The organism is Nostoc sp. NOS(2021), from assembly GCF_017115025.1.
Lineage (GTDB): Bacteria > Cyanobacteriota > Cyanobacteriia > Cyanobacteriales > Nostocaceae > Nostoc.
On the sequence record NZ_JABXKM010000042.1, the window covers coordinates 1 to 15,635 of the forward strand.

Consider the following 15,635-nt stretch of genomic DNA (forward strand, 5'->3'; position numbering starts at 1 on the left):
CGCCCAGATTTAACTGAGAGATGCGCGGGATAATACCCGCCATCGACTCAACCTAACTCCTGTACAGACGCGATTAATCGCGTCTCTAATTTTTACAACGCACAAGTCAACTCGCCGGCTTTTTGACTAAAACGGTGATTTTCTCGATAATCTACGGGACAATCTATCACGGTGGGTACATCTTGAGCGAGGGCTTCTTTCAAAGTAGGAATCAAATCTAGAGCCGATTCAATTCGATAGCCTTTTAAACCCATGCTTTCGGCGAATTTGACAAAATCAGGATTGCTAAAATGCACAAAAGATGAGTTTCCTTTGCCAAATTGATTTTCTTGCTTCCACTCAATTAACCCATAGCCACCATCATTAAAAACTATGGTGACAAAGGGCGTACCAACACGCAAGGCTGTTTCTAATTCCTGAGAATTCATCATAAAGCCGCCATCGCCTGTTACAGCAACGACTTTGCGGTTGGGATGAACAAGTTTTGCTGCTAAAGCGCCAGGAATTGCAATACCCATAGCCGCGAAGCCGTTGGAAATTATGCAAGTATTGGGGCTATGGCAATGATAATGACGCGCCATCCACATCTTATGTGCGCCAACATCAGAGATGACGATATCATCTGGGCCCATGACTTGCCGTAAGTCATAAATTAACTTTTGCGGCTTGATGGGAAATCCGTCATCATGGGCGTACTGTTCGTAATCAGCGCGAATCTCTGATCTTAAGCTGATGGCAAAGGGATCGGGTTTACCTTGTCTGTCTGCTAATTTTAAAATTTCATAAAGGGAATCGGAAATATCTCCCACTACTTCGGCGTTGGGAATATAACTACTATCAATCTCTGCCGGACTTACCCCAATATGCACAATGGGAATTTCACCATTACGATTCCATTTCTTGGGGGAAAACTCAATCAAATCATAGCCGATCGCAATTACTAAATCTGTGTTATCAAAGCCACAGGTAATAAAATCTCTTTGCTGTAATCCCACTGACCACAAAGCTAATTGATGTGTGTAGGGAATTACGCCTTTACCCATAAAAGTATTGGCAACAGGTATATTCAGCAAGGTGGCAAATTGCGTGACTGCATCACTTGCATGAGCGCGAATTGCCCCATTTCCGACTAAGATTAATGGGTTAACTGCTTGGCAAATTGCAGCAGCAGCTGCTCGAATGCTAGCAAAAGATGCATAAGTTTTTTCGCCACTATCCTTACGCAAAGGTTTGCCTTCGACGGGCATGGCAGCAATATTTTCTGGCAAATCAATGTGAACTGCACCAGGTTTTTCGGATTGCGATCGCTTAAATGCTTTCCGTACTACTTCTGGTGTAATACTCGGTCGCACAATCTGCTTATTCCACTTGGTAACAGGTGCAAACATTGCCACCAAATCTAAATATTGATGGGATTCAATATGCATTCTATCTGTTCCCACTTGACCAGTAATCGCCACTAAGGGCGCACCATCGAGGTTAGCATCTGCTACCCCAGTCATCAAGTTGGTTGCCCCAGGCCCAAGAGTAGAAAGACAGACTCCGGCTTTTCCGGTTAGGCGTCCGTAGACATCGGCCATGAATGCTGCACCCTGTTCATGACGAGTCGTAATAAATTTAATCGAAGAATGTTTTAGCGCTTCCAAAACGTGCAGATTTTCTTCACCAGGGAGTCCAAAAATATATTGCACTCCTTCATTTTCTAGGCACTGCACCAATAATTCTGCTGTATTCATTTTATTTCCTAACTATTTATTTAGTCATTTGTCCTTCGTCATTAGTCATTTGTCATTTTTTTGGCTAATGACCAATGACCAATGACTAATGACTAATCATTTAACCCACACGGTTTTAACGTTGACAAACTCATGTATACCTTGGATACTCAATTCTCTGCCATATCCAGAACGCTTAATACCACCAAATGGCAATCGGGGATCAGATTTGACCATACTGTTGATAAACACGGCACCTGCTTCGATTTCCTCAACTAAGCGATCGCTCTCTTGGTCGTTGGTTGTCCAAGCACTTGCACCTAAGCCAAAAGGTGAGTCATTGGCGAGTTTAATGGCAGCATCGATATCTGGAACCCGGAATAACAAGGCTACTGGGCCAAAAAATTCTTCTTTGGCAATTGGTGTATCAGTGGGGATATCTATGATAATCGTTGGCGGATAAAAGTTACCAGGACGATCTGATAAAGGATGTCCACCGGTGAGGACTTTACCACCACTGCTGATGGCATCTTGCACTTGCTGATCTAAATCCTGAAGAATACCAGGAGTTGCCAGTGGGCCTAAATCGGTATCTGGTTGCATGGGATCGCCTACTTTCAGCGCCTCAAATTTTTCTAAAAGCAATTTTTCAAATTTATCTGCGATCGCTTCTGCGATAATAAAACGTTTCGCTGCAATACATGATTGCCCGTTATTCAACATCCGCGCTGTAGTAGCTGTGACAACTGCTGTCTCTAAGTCAGCACTTTCTAACACAATAAACGGGTCACTTCCTCCTAATTCCAAAACTGTTTTTTTAATTTGTTTGCCGGCGGCGGCGGCGAGGGATGCGCCTGCTGGTTCGCTTCCGGTCAAGGTGGCAGCTTTTACCCGATCATCAGCCATTAAATCGGCAACTTTAGCAGCGCCTATTAACAGAGTTTGAAACGCACCTTCAGGAAAACCTGCCCGTCGGATAATATCTTCAATTGCCAAGGCGCACTGCGGCACATTGGAAGCGTGTTTGAGTAAGCCGACATTTCCCGCCATCAATGCTGGTGCAGCAAAGCGGAACACTTGCCAAAAAGGGAAATTCCACGGCATCACCGCGAGAATCGCACCCATTGGTTGATAACGTACAAAACTCTGGCTGGCATCAGTTTTTACACTGACATCAGCCAGGAAACCAGGGGCGTGTTCGGCATAGTAGCGACAGACAACGGCGCATTTTTCGACTTCGGCGATCGCAGCTTTAAATGGCTTACCCATTTCTAGAGTCATTAACTTCGCAAATTCTGCTTTGTCTTGCTCTAAAATATCAGCTGCCTTTTGTAGCCATTGCGATCGCGTCAAAAAACTAGTCTGACGATACTGTTCAAAAGCCTGATTAGCCAAATCGAGTTTAGCCGTAATTTCAGCATCATTGAGCGGCTCAAAGGTTTTAAGCGTCTCCCCAGTGGCGGGATTAATGGTGGCGATCGCCATTACCTGACCTCCCCTTAAAAAATAGCTTCAGGTAGGCTTCCTAGTGTTACACAGATCAATTCTGGAAGCTACCACCCAAATTTTAGTCTTTTAGCCCAGAATTAGTTGCTTAATATTACAATTTTGCAATTATTTTTGAAATAAAATATACTATTTTGTTACGTATTTATCCTGATAAATTTGTCATTTGTTAGTTGTTTTTCCAATGCCCAATGCCCAATGCCCAATGCCCAATGCCCAATGACTAATAACTAATAATTGTTGGCACTTGCTGCAAATTTGTCTGATAAACCTTAACTAATCGATCAATACCTTTGAAACGATAATCTCCCATTTCCTGAAAGTCTGAGGGTTGTGAAAGCATTTTATGGGTGACTTCACTAATCACGCATTCACTAGGGGGACAAACTGCTTCCATGCGAGCAGCAAGATTAATCGTCGCGCCTAATGCCGTATAATCTACCCTTTGGGAACTACCAACATCTCCCACCACAGCCTTACCGCTATTAATCGCAATACGTAATTGAAGGGGTTCTTGCCAAAAACCATTGGCATTAAGATGTTCGAGACGAGTGAGCATTCCCTTGGCAGCAGTAACAGCGCGATCGGCGTGATCTAGTTGCGGTTCTGGAGCGCCAAAAAATGCCATAATACAATCGCCAATATACTTATCTAAAGTGCCGCCGCCACCAAACACTTCTTTTAGCATTTCTTCAAATAAATTATTTAATAGTTGGGCGATCGCAGTTGGTGTTAACCGTTCAGAAATTGCCGTAAAGCCAACCAAATCAGCAAATAAAATACTGATTTCGCTCTCAGTGGGAGCTAAACGACCACCCGGTAATCCGCCTACAGATATCAACTGCTGTACGACTGCTGGAGAATGATAACGTTCTAGTCGGTGACGAATCATCTCTTCAGTTTTGAGTTTCTCTACCAGTAGCCAACGCTGCACACTAGAAGCTACAAGGTTTGCTAATGCTGAAAAAAAGCTGAGTTCTTCCTCGCCTTCATTTGCCCAATGATAAGAAGAAAGATTGGCATCGGCATACAGTACGCCCACAACTTTATTTTCATCCCATAAAGGCACCGCCATCGCGCTACGAATACCTTTGACCAAAATACTCTGTTCACTAGCAAACCGTTCATCTTGATGAGTATCAGCCGTTTGAATAACAACTTTTTCGTCAAATACCTTTTGACAGATACTACGACTAATCCAACTACCATCAGAAGGAAGATGTTTCTGTTGAGAAACGTTTCTAGTGGCAGCGTTCACTAACTCTAACTGGCCGCAACTATTGACATCAATTAATAATGCCAAGCGTTCGATACTATCAAGGTAACGAAAAACGACTTGTTGCACCTGGGAAAAAATCTCTTCTATAGACGCCGCCGCACAGAGATTTTTTGCTATGTCTACTAAGTCTTTGAGACGGGCAATGGTTTTGTCTTTATTATTGATGTTGTCGTCTTTGCTATCAGCTGCGATCCATTGCTGTTGTAATTGTTCGACATTATGAAGGATTGTTCTTTGCTCATTAATGTCCGAAGTTCCGGGATACTCAGGTGTCGATTGTGAAATAGGGCTTGTGAGCAGCACTACCAGGCTAACATTGCCCAGCCAAACGATATCGCCGTGATGTAACTCTTGGGGATAGTTAATAAGATATTTATTGACTTGCGTCCCGTTTTTGCTGCCCAGATCCTCAATAGTCCACACACCGTCAGCCGTTTTCACAAGGCGAGCATGGTTGCGGGATACTCCAGCAAAAGGTAAGTACAAGTTACATTCCGGCAAACGACCAATTGTAAATACATCTTGATCAACTGTGATCGTTGTCTCGGTATCTCCCTCTTGTAGGCGTAGCGTGAGTTCAGTCATGAGTGTGATACGATCCCATCGAAGCTAGAGGTGCAGGCATCTCTAAGGTAAGTTATACCCTAAAAGTTAACCTTCACCTTTTCTTTATGACACTGTTAACTGCATTCCGACAACTCTATGTGACAGATATTACGTTGATTGAATGAGGCAATTTTGCTAGAGGTTTAGTTCAGTGGGGGTTTGAATCCCTTTGTCAAGGAGAGCCACCAAATTTTTAATTTTGTGAGCCAGCGCGGTGAGTTCAGCACTGCCCAGAGTTGTCAGAGGGGCAAAAGTCGCCACTTGGCTGCGGTATTAGGACAGAGGGCGATCGCTAGCGAGATACTCCGCTTTACTCCCATTAGGACTTACGCACTTTAAAAATTGAGCATCATCTGCATATCAAGCTTATTAAGATAAAAGTCTTTCCCTGCCTCGTTCCTGGGCTGCTGCCTGGGAATGTGAGCACTGGGAGGCTCTGCCTCCTGTCAAACTGGGAGGCAGAGCCGGACACAAGAGCATTACAAGGCAGAGCCTTGTAACGAGAGGCAATTCACATTTGGTTATGTCTGTCAATGTGTAAGTCCTATCCCATTTAAAACTCTTCTTTTTAAGAGGATGTTTGAAAAGTCTAATTTATTACTAGCCCTGGCGACTACAAGTCGCAGCTACACGAGACTTTACCCACCTCCGTGGGTTAGAAAACCCTTGATTATTAGTCCACGCAGGTGGACGAAAGCTTGTGTAGTAGCGAATTCTATTCACCTAATACTTTTCAAACATCCTCTAACACTGCTCTGGATTTGCACCAGAGCAGCTTTATTTTGTACAGGCTCTCTAACCCCAGCTAAAAAGAGTCAAATGTCGCGCCTGCATTCTGCCTAAGACTGCCTAAAAGTTCTGGGGTGGCAGTGGTTTCCCTTGGCTCTTAGGAACATTAACTACGTTTAAAGCTTTAGCAATTGCAATAACGTCATTCTCTAAGCGTTCAGCTTTAGCATTGCCAGGACAGCTAATGTCTTGCGACTGCTCACCAGCTAACCTAATGGTAGTAGTTGTACCAAAAGAAACAGATTTGACGCAACTTTGTCTAATTGACAAGTTAGATAAAGGTTCAGCAACTTTCAGGTCGCGGAAAAACTTTTCCGTCAATTTTTCGGACAATTTACCTTGATTAGACCCTCTGCCATCAACATAATGAACTTCTCCAGATGGTGATACGTAAATGCGGAAACCAATCGTATTGGTAGAGCCACTATTGAGGATAATGGCAACGTTATAAGGTACAAGCGCCATTGCTAATTGAGATGAACAAAGTAAAAATGATATACCTGCTAACCCCAGTAAGCTCTTAGAAACAAGCCGATTCATATAATAAACTTCCTCATTTATGAGTCTTGATTGTCACAATTCAATGACCAATATACATCTAAAGAAGTTTCCTTCATTTCCTTATTTTAAACAGCCTGTTCAGTAAAAATGTCTAGTCATACTTTTGTTATAAGTTTGTCATAAGTTCGTTAAGTCAATATGAAATAATTATTGACTGTGCTTTACGGCTGATGTGAGTTGGGGTAGCAAAAAAGAAGGGGAAACCGCGATCGCACCCCCAAAAAAAACCTGTTAACAAGATTATCAGCAGGTACGCGTAGGTGTAGCCCGCACTTCGACAAAGCAAATTAATAGAGCTACCCTAGAAAAACTGGTATTTCTATTCTGTCAGAGCATCAAGTTTAGCCAGTATTCTTAAACCTTCTTCTGGGTTCCCAGTTGCAGCCATTGCTTTAAATCTAGTATTGGCATCAAATTCTGCTAGAGCTATGGTGGAAAGTTCTTCAATCAGCTTATTTACACTTATGCCTTTGGCTTGAGCAAGTTGTTTTAATCTGTTGTGTTTTTCATCTGGTAAACGAATAGTTAAAGTAGCCATTTTTGTTTAACTCCTAATAATTTCTTCGGGTTTTAAGATTGATAATTTAGGAAATAACAATTCAGCATTTTGGAAATCTTTAATATTGTTAGGACTTACGCACTGTACAAAATCATCATGATGTGCATTAACAAAAATAGGTTGTTTCAGGCTTTGATTAATTATTTTTTGATCGTAAATAGACCATGCTGTAGGGGTTTAGCAATGCGCTTTACCCCTACGAAAGATGTGGTTATTCACGTTATACATATTTACTATTTATTGTCAATGCGTAAGTCCTGATTGTGAGTGGCAATAATTTGAGCATTACCAGCAACCGCTAATTCAATTAAGTGGTTGTCAGCTTCATCTTTTAAATTAGGCCGCCATAAGTAGTAAATATAAATCCATTGACTTACGCTCATAAATGATGCGAGTAAAGCAGAAATTTCTGCGTTCGTTAAAGGGCATTTGGCGATAATTTCTTCTCGCTGAATAATCGCATTACAAATTACGCACAACACTACTAGCCTTCAACTTCGGATAAGCAATCCGTTTGTGATGAAATTGCTGCCAAACATCCACAAATATTTGGGCAATTTGTGACATTTCTTCCCGTGTTAATCCTGAATCTACGAGTTGATTATCTTGCCATTTGGCACGCAGGATATTATTAAGCATTGTTAAAGCTTGTTCGCCGGAGACATCTTTGAGCGATCGCTTTCCTTCTCCTGAAGGAGACGTTGCGCCAAGGGGACGCTTACCCGAAGCTGACGCTTCGAGCGATCGCAGCGCCGCTTCGCAAGAATCTGCTAACATGACAATTCCTGTTTCCCGTGATTGGGGAATTGGCCCATCGTAGCGAAAATCTGCGTCGTCTACTGTTAAACTTGGATCTGACTGAGCCATTTGCTGGGCTTGGTGATGGAAATAGGCAATTAGCATCGTTCCCTGATGTTCTGGAATAAAAGCTTGAATTGCTGTAGGCAAAAGGTGTTTACGCGCCATCACCAACCCTTCAGTTACGTGCTTTTTAATAATTTCTGCACTCTTCCAAGGGTCTTTAATTTCTGTATCATGTTTATTCGGCCCCCCCATTTGATTTTCAATAAAGCTAAGGGGGTCGTGCATTTTGCCAATATCGTGATATAATGTTCCAGCCCTGACTAGTTCAACATTGCATCCTAGTTCTTTGGCAGCAGCTTCGGCAAGGGTAGCCACAAGTAAGGTATGTTGAAAAGTTCCAGGAGTTTCAGTAGCGAGTCGTTTTAATAAAGGGCGGTTAGGGTTCGCCAACTCTGCTAGACGGATTGGGGTAACTAAATCAAAAACTTTTTCCAGATAAGGACTCAAGCCCAAGGCAACAACACTCCAGCCTAAGCCGGATAAAGCAAACAATCCGGCTTCTCGGAGGACGATATACCAGGTTGAACCAAATGCTTCACCAATTAAGATTTTAACAATCAGGTAAATGCCGCCCTGAGTTAAGGCGATCGCAACACCCAATAATGCCAACTCTTCACGCGATCGCAATCTTTGTGCTATGTAACTACCTAATATTCCTCCCCCGACACCAGCTAAAAGCGCAGCCTTACTCATATCCAAGCTAATGCCTAATATCGGTAACAGCAGTCCGACAACTGTCAAGCCCAAAGTGGGGCCGTAAAAGCTTCCCAACAATAAACTAAGGGCACTCCAGGTGGTATAAGGTAATCCGATCGTGATCACTCCTGGCACACTCAGAGTCAGCAATAATACCAATAGGCGATCGCGTTGTCGCAATTCGTAATCGATATGCCGTTCTACCCAGACAAAAATGCTAATGGCGATCGCAATAACACCTCCTAGCTTCACCAACTCCTGCCACTTTACCTCCCGGCGAATCAGGTGATAATGCTCCAGTACCTCAAAGTTCCATACAGTAATCTGCTCTCCTTTTTTGACAATCACCTCACCATGCCGTACCTTCACCATCACGGGTGGCACCTCAGCAGCAGCCTTTTGAGCGTTTTGTCTCGTTTGTTCTTCATCTTTTTGCAGATTCGGCTTGAGTACAGCTAACAAGAGGTTCTTTGCCAAAGTTTCGGCGGATTCTGGTACAAAGGTCTGCAATTGTAAACTCACCGCATCCTGTAAGATATTTTTTGGCAGTCCCTGTGGGATGCCTTGGGTGAGAATCCGCTCTGTACTCTGATGGATTCCCATTTGCGTTTTTTCCCACTCCACATCTGACAAATCCAAAAGCAGGGATTCCTCGTATACTGCTTCTGGGCTAACAGTCTCTTGTAAAAGTTTGGTAGTGGCTTGCGTGTATCTTTGGCGCGTTTGGGAAATTTGGGCAATCAGTAAGGACAAGCTTTTCTCAGAAGTTATGAGACGGTAAGATTCTAGTTCTGCTTTTGCTTGAGTAAAGTCAGTGTTTTGAGAAAAATCAACTGACTCTGTTTTCTGTGGCTTTACCTGTGGACTCTGGGAATCAGATTTAGATGGTGTTGTACGCGGCTGGCGTGACTGATTGGGTGCAGCTATAGATGATGGACGGGATGAGGCGGCGGTTTGTCCTGTTCCTTTCTTCTGCTGATTTTTACTATTTTCTATACCTACTAGCAGTGCTTGCCATTCCGAGTCAGCACAAGAGCGGAGGTAACGCTGGGTAGAGATGGATAAAACTACAGGATCAAAAAAAGGAAAAGCTCCAGCAATAGCGCGAATTTGATTGCCATCATCCAGAAGTTTTTGCAAATTTTCGTTGATTTGTTCGTTCATTCGCGCATCAACCATCAACATTTGTAAGGAGCTTTTACTGACGGCTTTGCGCTCGGCTTCTGTTTTTTTCTGATCTTCGATGCTAGCTGTGTAAGGCGCTGTAATTGTCTGGGGCGCGGGATGTCCTACTTGGAGTTGCGTCTGGTTGTATAATTTATGCCCAATAACACCGGTGAGGGACACTACAGCGATCGCCAAAATCACCGAGAAACGCTGTTCATGTGCCCAGTCTAAACCGACTGCATAAATACTACTATTAGTTTTGACCGATTTTGCCTTTGACCTTAGCGCTCTTTCTTGTTTTCGGCGATTGCTTTTCTCATTGGTTTTTGATAAAAATAGGAGTACATTCTTGAGCATAGTCCTTAGAAGTTCCCTTCTATGGCTTTTGCCTTTGGGACTTCTAATTAACTTTCCCTTACGGCGTAGTGCTTTGTACTGTCGCCGCCAGTGAGTCAATTGCTGGTTCAATAACTGCAAAAATTGCTGCATTTTCATTATCTGCTACACAAAACTTGACTAAACTTTTTAAAAGCTAGTCATTCAACTAAAGTTTCCTTTAGAGGGTCTGCTTCTTGCTTCAACCAAGGGAGTCGGCTCCAACAGTCCACAAGCATAAATTTGGGTGTAGCCCACCCTATCTTTCTAATACTCAAGCAATTTGTTGAAACTTTTAGCCATCGGACACCCATTATTTTCAGCAAATTTAACCTCCGGGGTACTCCCGGAAAGACCTTTTTACAGGCTCGCTAGTTTTGACTCGACCGTGGTTTACAAACCAGATATTAAAGCCTTGGTTTTCGGCTTTAATTATATTTAACTACTAAACTCGCTTAATTCTGTGAAGGTTAGATAGTTTTAGTTAGGTTTTGAACAATTTAGTATTGCTCTGCCTGCAATTGCCAACTTTGAGAGCTACAAAAAAAAGACAATCATCAGGGAAATTTGCTCTGCTGCGGCTGCTAATTAACAATTCGTAATTACGAATTACGAATTATTGTTAACGCGACCGAATAACGCGAGGAGCTGCGTAAACTGAAAGCAAAGCCACCTCACATCCCTCCTCTGTTAACTCCCTTGGATTTAAGTCAAGATCATACACTCCTGACCACACCGCCACAAATGCATCGGTTAATTTTAACATTTGGGAAAAGTTAGTTAGTCCCCATGCTGGAGAACTCCTCTGCAAGAGCAAGACTTGCCAATTTACGGGAATTCCACTTGTACTGTTATATGCTCCTGATAAAGCACCAGTAATTGCACCTGTAGCCTGTAAACTAAGAGGCGTAGCATCTTGCACTTTAGAATTGCCATTGTGAGTAGCCTGCAAAACTGCAAGGCGAAAATCTTCCAAGGTACTCAAAAAGCAGTAAAATGCCATAGGAATAATGTTACTGAGTTTTTCTTCCCTAGCAAACTCAGCTTGCGCCCTTGACAATCCAGCCCCTTGCTCTAATAAATTCTGGACTCTTAATAAATTTTTTGGTATTGATGTCGGTGTTTCTCCGAGAAAAGAAATTGTTTGCGGGATAAGGGTTAGAGGGTCGAGTTTTTCAGTTAGGGCAAGAGCGATCGCATATCCTACTGCTAGTGTTGCATCCCGTACTAATGGGTCATCCTCCCAGATTTTTAGCAGATGTAGCAAATTTTGTCGGAGCTTAATTGGATTTTCGTGAAAAAAAAGTGCTACTGGTAGTGTGGCAATAATTATTTTTATTGATATGTCATCAGTTGCTGCTAAATGAAGAGATTCTTGTTGCTGACGGCCTATCCAATCATCTAAATCTAATCTACCCAACGCAATCAAACTCTGGGTACCCAGAACCGCCATTATGCCCAAATCTGGGTAACTCTGAAACTGTATTTCACCACCAGAGCCTAAACTTTCCCCCAGGAATGCTCCGAGTAAAGTACCTTTAAACCGACTTATAGGAGAGTAACGCATAGAATTTTGGATTTTGGATTTTGGATTTTGGATTGAAGAATTTAACCCAAAATCTAAAGTCTAAAATCAATTCGTTTTTCATGCTTATATGCTTCTTAAATGATTCACTAGTGCTTGTAAGCCCAACAAGTAACTTTGGACGCCAAAACCACTTATCTGCCCGATCGCGACTGGGGCGATGTACGAATGATGGCGAAAATCTTCCCGGCGGTAAATATTACTCAGATGTACTTCTACTGTGGGCAAGTTAACAGCAGCGATCGCATCTCGCAATGCCACACTTGTATGCGTATATGCCCCGGCATTAATCAAAATTCCCTGATATTGTCCGAATGCGCCATGAATAGTATCTACCAAAATTCCTTCATGATTTGACTGCATAGAAAAAACTTTCGCCTGTAACTTGAATCCTTCTTCTTCTAACAGGCGGTTAATTTCAGCTAGTGTCAACGAACCATAAATTCCTGGTTCTCGCTGTCCTAGCAAATTTAAGTTTGGCCCATGCAGTGCCAGAATGCTTAAGGGTTGCAACGTCGAGTTCAGCACTTTCGGGCTAGTGGCGACGGCGCGAGCGATCGTTCACAGGAATCGGAATCAGTTCCGGTTCCGGTTCAGCATCTGGCCCTAACAGGCTCTCAATTAGCCTACGAGCTAATTCCTTAAGCTTTTCCAGCACCTTTTCTATATAGTCCATGAACTGACCGCTCCTGAGATACTACCTCAATTTTTGATTAACAGGTACGCAGAAAATGGCATATTTTCGCACCTCTGGCTTCCAATCGGGCTGAAACACAATCCCCTATTTCGGACATAAGCCACTTCTAAAATTTGGCGTTGTGTTCTCCCTTACTTTTTAGAGTATCACACTTGCAACCTACCGAACTTCATCCTATCAAGGATGGAGATCAAGGGTCAAGAGTTAAGGATCGGACTTTGGACTCTTGACTACGAATTTTAGATTTTGGATTTTGGATTAAAAGAATTTTGGGGTTCAGGCCCCGCCACTTGTAGGCGAAATAAATCTAAAATCTAAAATTGTAAATCTAAAATCCAAAATTAGCTGAGTTGCAATTAACCTTCTGTGCCCTTTTTTTTCGCAGCAGTCGTTGATGACTTAGCAGTTGACTTAGATTTGGAACTCGTTGATTTACTCGTTTTGCGAGTCGATTTCCCCTCCGATGCCTTAGCTGCTAACAAGTTCAGTGCCGCAGCCAGGGTTACATCTTCTACCGATTGACCTTCTGGGATACTCACATTAGTTTTGCCATGTTTGATGTAAGGGCCATAGGGGCCATCGTAGATGTTAATTGTTTCGCCGTCCTCTGGATGCGTACCCAATTCGCGTAAGGCTGCCTTGGACTTGCTGTTGGTGGAACTACGTCCCTTTTTTGGCTCGGACAATAATTCCAATGCACGTTCAAGAGTAATTGTCAATACATTATCAGTAGCTTTCAGGGAACGGTAGTCTTTCCCCTCCTTACCCTGGTCATGAACCACATAAGGGCCAAAGCGCCCCAAACTTGCTTGGATTTTGCCGGCAGTGACTGGATGAACTCCCAATGTTCGGGGTAGTGCCAACAGACCAACAGCCATTTCCAGGGTAACGGTTTCTGGGGTGACTCCTTTGAGTAGGGAGGCTTGTTTGGGTTTGGGGTTTTCGTCGGTTTTGTCACCCAATTGGACATAGGGCCCATAAGCACCAATTTTCACATAAATCGGTTCGCCAGTTTCGGGATGCCGACCTACCTGGTCAGGGCCTGTGGTTTTTTGCCGCAGCAATACTTCTACCTGTTTGGGGTCGAGGTCAGCTGGTGTCAGGTCTTTGGGAATTGAGGCGGTGACAACTCCGTTACCATTTTCGACTTCAATGTAGGGGCCATATTTACCAATGCGGACTTTGGCATCTAGATTCTCCAGTACTACAGTCCTAGCTTTGGTGGCATCAATTTGACTTTCTTGTTCTCTAACTAGGGTTTCCAGCCCTTTCTCCCCCAGATAGAATTCCCGCAAGTAGGGTAGCCATTTTACTTCACCTGTGGCAATGTCATCGAGGGTTTGCTCCATCTTCGAGGTAAAGCTGGGATCAACGATGTCTGGAAAATGTTTTTCCAGCAAGTCGGTGACGGCGAAAGCGGTGAAGGTGGGAATGAGAGCGTTAGTCACCAATTGGGCGTAACCCTTGTCGATGATCGTGCCAATGATGCTGGCGTAGGTACTGGGACGACCGATACCTTCGCTTTCTAAGGTTTTCACCAAAGTCGCTTCGGTGTACCTAGCTGGCGGTTGGGTTTCGTGTCCAACTGCTTCTAGCTCTGTACAATTGGGATGATCTCCCACTTTCAGATTCGGCAAAATTACTTCCTGGTCTTCCAGTGCTGCTTCCGGGTCGTCTGAGCCTTCAACGTAGGCACGTAAATATCCGGGAAATTCAATCCGTTTGCCAGAAGAACGAAATCCCGCGTCCTCGACTTGCAATTGCACGCTAATTTGAGTTTGGCGAGAATCAGCCATTTGACAAGCGACAGTCCGCTTCCAAATCAAATCGTAAACGGCAAGTTCCCGACCGCCCAAAGCAGTTTCTTGGGGAGTGCGGAAGCTGCTACCTGCTGGACGAATTGCTTCGTGTGCCTCTTGTGCGCCTTTGGATTTGGTGGTGTATTGCCGAGGTTGGGGACTGAGGTATTGTTTACCATAGAGCTTTTCTACACAACTTCGAGCAGCTGCGATCGCCTGATCTGACAAATGCACCGAATCTGTCCGCATATAGGTAATATACCCCTGCTCGTACAAATTCTGGGCAACCCGCATCGTGTCACGGGCTGAGAGGCGCAGTTTTCGGTTAGATTCTTGTTGCAATGTCGAGGTGGTGAACGGTGGCGAGGGTTTGCGCGTCACCGGGCGTTCCTCGATGTCGTTAACACTCCAGGTTTTTCCAGTTAGGCGTTCCTTGAGCGCTACCGCTTGGTCAACGTTTAGCAACAAGACATTGCGACCTGCGGTAATTTGTCCGGTCGCTGCGTCAAAATCGCTGCCGTTAGCTATTTTGGCTCCTCCCAGTGTTACCAGTTGGGCAGCAAAGGGGGTTTTTTCCTTTGACAAACTGGCTTTCAAATCCCAGTACGTACCCTCATGGAAAGCGCGGCGTTGGCGTTCCCTAGTGACTAAAAGTCGCACGGCTACAGATTGCACTCGCCCAGCAGATAATCCCCAGGCGATTTTTTTCCATAGCAGGGGAGACAGGGTATAGCCCACCAATCGATCTAAAATGCGCCGCGTTTCTTGAGCGCGAACCAACTGCTCATCGATATTGCGGCAGTTTTTCAACGCTTTTTTAATCGCGTCTTCAGTAATTTCGTGAAACACCATCCGCTTAGTCGGAACTTTTGGCTTCAGCAATTGGTATAAATGCCAACTAATGCTTTCACCTTCCCGGTCTTCGTCCGTTGCCAGAATCAGTTCATCTACATCCTTGAGGGCTTCTTTGAGCTGGGTGACAATTTTCTTTTTGTCTTTCGGGACAACATATACCGGTTCAAAGTCGGCGTCCACATTTACCCCTAGCTGCGCCCATGATTCCCCTTTGACGGCAGCGGGAATTTCACTAGCCGACTGGGGTAGGTCACGCACATGACCCATAGACGCCTCCACCCGATAGCCTGATGGCAGGTAGTTGCGAATGGTACGAGCTTTGGTTGGAGATTCGACGATGACGAGAGTTGACATGGAAATTTCAAAAAAAAGAATAGCTGCTAAGCTAAACAGTCAAATTGAGGTAATTTTTGCAAATTGTCAAGATAAAAGGTCACGCTTAGGGCGGTGATTTAATCCTCACATAAACTGCCTGCTTGGGAGAAAATGCGCTGAACTTATGGCCCAGCCTGTCCCAGAGGATAAATGAGAGTACGCTGGATCTGAATTTCCAGCTATTTCAATCTTTAACTTATCTAACGC

11 protein-coding genes are annotated in these 15,635 nt (G+C 43.9%); all 11 read right to left on the reverse strand.

Features of this window, described 5'->3' with window-relative positions; genetic code table 11:
- Positions 1–92: 92 nt before the first annotated feature.
- Positions 93–1,736, reverse strand: a complete 1,644-nt coding sequence (locus HWQ41_RS04890; RefSeq protein WP_292760351.1) for an acetolactate synthase large subunit — start codon at positions 1,734–1,736, stop codon at positions 93–95.
- Positions 1,737–1,832: 96 nt separating this feature from the next.
- Positions 1,833–3,200, reverse strand: coding sequence for an NAD-dependent succinate-semialdehyde dehydrogenase (locus HWQ41_RS04895; protein ID WP_292760352.1), 1,368 nt, complete (start codon positions 3,198–3,200; stop codon positions 1,833–1,835).
- A 244-nt stretch (positions 3,201–3,444) separates the two neighbouring features.
- A complete protein-coding gene (locus HWQ41_RS04900; protein ID WP_292760353.1) occupies positions 3,445–5,085 on the reverse strand; it encodes an adenylate/guanylate cyclase domain-containing protein in 1,641 nt (546 codons plus the stop codon).
- An 870-nt stretch (positions 5,086–5,955) separates the two neighbouring features.
- Positions 5,956–6,435, reverse strand: coding sequence for a hypothetical protein (locus tag HWQ41_RS04905; RefSeq protein ID WP_292760355.1), 480 nt, complete (start codon positions 6,433–6,435; stop codon positions 5,956–5,958).
- A gap of 340 nt (positions 6,436–6,775) precedes the next feature.
- Entirely contained in the window at positions 6,776–6,994 is a 219-nt protein-coding gene (locus HWQ41_RS04910; RefSeq protein WP_292760357.1) for a toxin-antitoxin system HicB family antitoxin, read from the reverse strand.
- 254 nt (positions 6,995–7,248) lie between these two features.
- On the reverse strand, positions 7,249–7,497 hold the full coding sequence (locus HWQ41_RS04915; protein WP_292760359.1) for a putative toxin-antitoxin system toxin component, PIN family: 249 nt from the start codon (positions 7,495–7,497) through the stop codon (positions 7,249–7,251).
- Positions 7,478–10,237: an HD family phosphohydrolase gene (locus HWQ41_RS04920; protein ID WP_292760361.1), complete on the reverse strand. Its 2,760-nt coding sequence runs from the start codon at positions 10,235–10,237 to the stop codon at positions 7,478–7,480. The genes HWQ41_RS04915 and HWQ41_RS04920 overlap by 20 nt, the downstream gene beginning before the upstream one ends.
- Before the next feature lie 502 nt (positions 10,238–10,739).
- Entirely contained in the window at positions 10,740–11,684 is a 945-nt protein-coding gene (locus HWQ41_RS04925; protein WP_292760362.1) for an ADP-ribosylglycohydrolase family protein, read from the reverse strand.
- 84 nt (positions 11,685–11,768) lie between these two features.
- Complete coding sequence (gene aroQ / locus HWQ41_RS04930) at positions 11,769–12,215, reverse strand: type II 3-dehydroquinate dehydratase (protein WP_292760367.1); 447 nt, start codon at positions 12,213–12,215, stop codon at positions 11,769–11,771.
- A 22-nt stretch (positions 12,216–12,237) separates the two neighbouring features.
- A complete protein-coding gene (locus HWQ41_RS04935; protein WP_292760363.1) occupies positions 12,238–12,378 on the reverse strand; it encodes a hypothetical protein in 141 nt (46 codons plus the stop codon).
- A gap of 377 nt (positions 12,379–12,755) precedes the next feature.
- Positions 12,756–15,407 (reverse strand): type I DNA topoisomerase, encoded by a 2,652-nt coding sequence (gene topA / locus HWQ41_RS04940; protein ID WP_292760365.1) that lies wholly within the window; start codon positions 15,405–15,407, stop codon positions 12,756–12,758.
- Positions 15,408–15,635 lie beyond the last annotated feature (228 nt).